5 protein-coding genes are annotated in these 4,603 nt (G+C 35.8%); 1 reads left to right on the top strand and 4 read right to left on the bottom strand.

The genetic code is table 11. The annotated features are described in order from the left end of the window. Positions 1-419, bottom strand: a 419-nt coding sequence (locus tag FPG59_RS14150; RefSeq protein ID WP_140344676.1) for an aminotransferase class V-fold PLP-dependent enzyme, incomplete at its 3' end; no start/stop codon positions are given. 180 nt (positions 420-599) lie between these two features. Between FPG59_RS14150 and FPG59_RS14145 the strand changes: the two genes are divergently transcribed. After that, the gene (locus FPG59_RS14145; RefSeq protein ID WP_086455225.1) at positions 600-1,952 is read left to right on the top strand and encodes a serine hydrolase; all 1,353 of its coding nucleotides are present in this window, start codon (positions 600-602) and stop codon (positions 1,950-1,952) included. A gap of 66 nt (positions 1,953-2,018) precedes the next feature. Here FPG59_RS14145 and sufD read toward each other — a convergent pair whose 3' ends face one another. The 3 genes from sufD to sufC all read right to left on the bottom strand — a co-directional run bounded on the left by sufD (position 2,019) and on the right by sufC (position 4,602). Beyond that, positions 2,019-3,335, bottom strand: a complete 1,317-nt coding sequence (gene sufD, locus FPG59_RS14140; protein WP_086455224.1) for a Fe-S cluster assembly protein SufD — start codon at positions 3,333-3,335, stop codon at positions 2,019-2,021. Between the two features lie 44 nt (positions 3,336-3,379). Beyond that, positions 3,380-3,769: a four helix bundle protein gene (locus FPG59_RS14135; protein WP_086455223.1), complete on the bottom strand. Its 390-nt coding sequence runs from the start codon at positions 3,767-3,769 to the stop codon at positions 3,380-3,382. A gap of 86 nt (positions 3,770-3,855) precedes the next feature. Further along, positions 3,856-4,602: a Fe-S cluster assembly ATPase SufC gene (gene sufC / locus FPG59_RS14130; protein WP_086455222.1), complete on the bottom strand. Its 747-nt coding sequence runs from the start codon at positions 4,600-4,602 to the stop codon at positions 3,856-3,858. Position 4,603: the final 1 nt, after the last annotated feature.

The following is a 4,603-nucleotide window of genomic DNA, read 5'->3' as shown; positions in this document are numbered from 1 at the left end:
CGTAAAATTGCTCCTGTACGTTCGCACAACATTTGCCAAGGCACGATATTGCTGTGGTGTTCCAATGCCGAAACTAAAATTTCATCACCCGGTTTTAAAATCGAAGCAAATCCGTTGGTAACCGCATTGATACCATGGGTAGTTCCCGAGGTAAAAAGTACTTCGTGAGCAAATTTGGCATTGATGTGATTTTGAATTTTCTTTCGGGATTCTTCGTAAGCATCGGTTGCTAATTGGCTCAATGTATGTACACCACGATGGATATTAGCGTTTATCTCTTGGTAGTATTTCGCTATCGCATCAATCACCACTTGCGGTTTTTGAGTGGTAGCTCCGTTATCGAAATAGACTAATGGTTTACCGTTTACTTTTTGAGTAAGTATCGGAAAATCGGCTCTTATTTTTTGAATGTCTAGCATAGTTATCGTAGAAAAAATCTAGATACAAAAGTACTGAAATTAAACCGTTTTGAAATTAAGAAACCTAAGTTTTTCATACTTTTTTGTTATGCTTTGATAGCCAAATTATTTGCTAAACAGACTTTTTTAAGACAACAGAATTCAAATGTTTTTAATAAATTGCAGTCAAAAGAATGGTTTATGAAAAAAATATTTAAAATTGCTGCGGTTGTTCTTCTTATCGGAATTGTGTACGTGGGTTTTACAACTTATCCAAAACTCGATTTAATTTCTGGTTTTTCGGCAAAGAGCATTGCTTCGGGTCATTTTCTAGATGGTAGATCGCAAGCTATGATTGAAGCCGGCGATAATGATATTGATTTGATCGATTTGGCAACAAATCAAATTGATGAGGCCGGAAAGTTTGCTACTGCTTCAGTTTATGGATTAAAGGAACGAAAAGCCATTTACCGTGAAGGTTTGGGAGTTACTTTAATTAACGATGATTTTGATGTTTCAAAACCGTATTTGGTTCCCAAAAGAACAAAATTGAACAACAATTTACCTTTTCCATACGGAAATAACGAGCCTAAAGATACCATTTTTGCTAACGTTGATTATGCCAAATTGAATTCGTCCGTAGCAAATGCTTTTGATGTAAAGGGAGAATTGAAAAAAAGAACGCGTTCCCTTTTAGTAATTTATAAAGACAAAATCATTGCTGAAAAATACGATACGGGATTTACTAAAAACAGTAGAATTTTAGGCTGGTCGATGACCAAAAGTATCACGAGCGCCATGTTTGGCGTTTTAGAAAAGCAAAGAAAATTTGACATTGATGCTCCAGCTCCCATTGCAGAATGGGCAAATGACGAACGTAAAAAAATTACAACAAGTGACTTGCTCCACATGAATTCTGGTTTACAATGGGTAGAAGATTATGCTTCTATTTGTGATGCTACCAAAATGCTTTTTCAAGCCGAAGATATGACCCGAACGCAACTCGAGAAACCAGCGGAGCGTAAGCCAAACACGCGATGGAATTACTCCTCTGGAACCACAAATTTACTGTCGGGGATTTTGCGAAAGCAGTTCAAAACACATCAAGAATACTTAGATTTTTGGTACACGGATTTAATTGATAAAATTGGAATGAACTCGATGGTTATCGAAACTGATATGGCCGGGAATTATGTCGGTTCGTCCTACGGTTGGGCAACCACTCGGGATTGGGCTAAGTTTGGCTTACTCTATTTACACCAAGGCAACTGGAACGGGGAGCAAATTTTTAATGAAGGTTGGGCAAAATACACCGCAACACCTACGAATACCTCAGATGGAAAATACGGTGCTCATTTTTGGCTTAATGCTAGTGGCACCTTTCAAGATGTTCCAAGGGATATGTATTTTTGTAGTGGCTATCAAGGTCAAATGATTTTGATTATTCCGTCGCTTGACTTAGTTGTGGTGCGAATGGGTTTAAAAGAATCTCCAGAATTTAATTTTAATGAAATCATGAAGGGGATAATTTCATCACTTAATCACAAAAAGTAAAAATAGAAAGGGCGCAAAGTTGTAAAACTCTGCGCCCTTTGTGTATAGCGAACCTTGTGGTTAAAACTACAAATCAAATCCCATTTTTACGCCAAGTTTGTTGGCAATAATTTTGGTGATGCGTTGTTTTAATTCTGGTATTTTAATGCTTTCGATTACTGCATTAGAGAATGCGTACATCAATAAAGCTTTGGCTTCTTTAACAGGAATTCCGCGTTGTTGCATATAGAACAAAGCTGTTTCATCTAATTGCCCGATGGTGCAACCATGAGAACATTTAACATCATCAGCAAAAATTTCTAGTTGCGGTTTGGCATTGATGGTAGCCTTATCACTCAACAAAATATTATTGCTTTTTTGAAAAGCATTTGTTTTTTGAGCTTCTTTTTCTACAAAGATTTTACCGTTAAATACCCCGGTTGATTTATCGGTAAATATTCCTTTATAATCTTGATGACTTTCACAATTTGGAGTAGCGTGGTGTACCAAGGTGTAGTGGTCTACGTGCTGTTTATCGCCAATGATCGTAATTCCGTTCAAGTAGCTTACAATATGCTCTCCGAAATGGTAAAAATTAAGATTATTACGGGTCATGTTTCCTCCAAAACTGAAGGTATTTACAGCAACACTACTTTCTTCTTGCTGAGATACATATGTATTATCAACTAAATTAGCAGCCTCGTTATCGTTTTGAATTTTATAAACATCTACAAAAGCTCTTTTTTGTGCAAAAATTTCAGTAACCGAATTGGTTAATACTGCATTTTCGTTTAAGCTTTGGTGACGCTCGATGATTTGTACCTGCGCGTTCTCGCCCACAACAATTAAGTTGCGCGGTTGTACTAGCATTGCTGCTTCATTACCAGTCGATAAATACATGATTTCGATCGGTTTGTCTGCCACTTTTCCTTTCGGAATGTTGATGTACGCTCCTTCATTGGCGAAAGCCGTGTTTAATGAAGTCAAAGTTTCTTCTTTGTTGACAACTTGATTGAAATACGCGTCAATAACTGTTTTGTATTTTGGTTTTGTCAAGGCAGAAGATAGTAAGCAAACATCAATTCCTTCGTGAGTTGTGGCTGATAAATGCGAACTAAAAACACCATCAATAAAAACTACTTTGTAGGTATCAACTTCATGTAAAAAGTATTTTTTTACATCAGAATATTGTACTGTATTTTCCTGTTTTGGAAAAACGGTAAAGTCATTTTTAAGAATTGCGTTAAGCGATGTATATTTCCAAGCTTCCTCTTTTTTAGTTGGGAAACCTTTGGTTTCAAAGTTTTTTAAGGCAGCGGTACGCAAGTCGTGTAGTTCAGTGTGAACATCAACGCGCTCCTCAAAAGCCATAAAAGACGATATTAATTTTTCTTTTAAATCCATTTTTATTTTGTTTCAGGTTTAAAGTTTAAAGTTTCAGGTTTTGCCTATTGAAACTTATTTCCTTTAAAGTCTTTCTTATTTAAATAGGTAATAAAATTTTTAATTTTACCACTTAGGTTTTCATAATCTTTTTTTAGCAGTTCAAATTTGGATTCATTGATATACCCAAAATCGTAAATTCTATAGAGTTGCGATCTTGTTTCACCAGAAGAACCTTTTGCAATGGATAGAAATTGTCTAAATTCAAGATTTCCATCTCTTTCAAACCCTTCAGCTATATTATCCATTACTGAACCTGAAGAAGATTTAATTTGCTCTTTGAATCTAAAATCTGATTTCAAGTCGGTCTCAATAGCAATTAGATGTATTTCTTTTGCTAAGCGTCTTGCTTCCTGCCAGATTTCTAAATCTTCATATCGATTTATGGTAGCCATAGGTTTTGTTTATTCGTCTCAAGTTTTTACTTGTTTCAGATTTTTTTTAACTTGAAACTAAGAAAACTTTAAACTTGAAACAATTTTTAATTCTCTGCTTTAATCCAATCGTATCCTTTTTCTTCTAGCTCGTGCGCCAATTCTTTACCGCCAGATTTTACAATTTTTCCGTTGTACAAAACGTGAACAAAATCAGGAACGATATAATCAAGCAATCTTTGGTAGTGTGTGATCACTACGATAGCATTTTTATCGCTTTTTAATTTGTTAACCCCGTTGGCAACAATTCGTAAAGCATCGATATCCAAGCCAGAATCGGTTTCGTCTAGGATGGCTAATTTTGGTTCTAACATAGCCATTTGAAAAATTTCGTTACGCTTTTTCTCTCCACCCGAAAAACCTTCGTTTAAAGAACGTGACAAAAATTTACGATCTATTTCTAACAATTCTGATTTTTCACGAATCACTTTCAGCATTTCGTTTGCAGGCATTTCTTCCTGACCGTTTGCTTTACGTGTTTCGTTGATAGCTGTTCTCATGAAGTTAGTCACTGAAACTCCAGGGATTTCAACAGGATATTGAAACGAAAGAAAAACTCCTTTATGTGCTCTTTCCTCTGGAGCCAATTCCGAAATGTCTTCGTTATCCAAAAAGATTTCTCCTTCGGTCACTTCATAATTTTCGTTTCCTGCAATAATTGCCGAAAGAGTACTTTTTCCAGCACCGTTTGGTCCCATAATCGCGTGAATTTCTCCCGCTTTTACTTCAAGGTTAATCCCTTTTAATATTTCTTTGTCGCCTATTGAGGCGTGTAAATTTTTTATACTTAACATG

The organism is Flavobacterium sp. FPG59 (assembly GCF_002150205.1).
Classification (GTDB): domain Bacteria; phylum Bacteroidota; class Bacteroidia; order Flavobacteriales; family Flavobacteriaceae; genus Flavobacterium.
The sequence above is the reverse complement of the archived record's forward strand: the minus strand, read 5'-3'. Positions and strand labels throughout refer to the sequence as shown.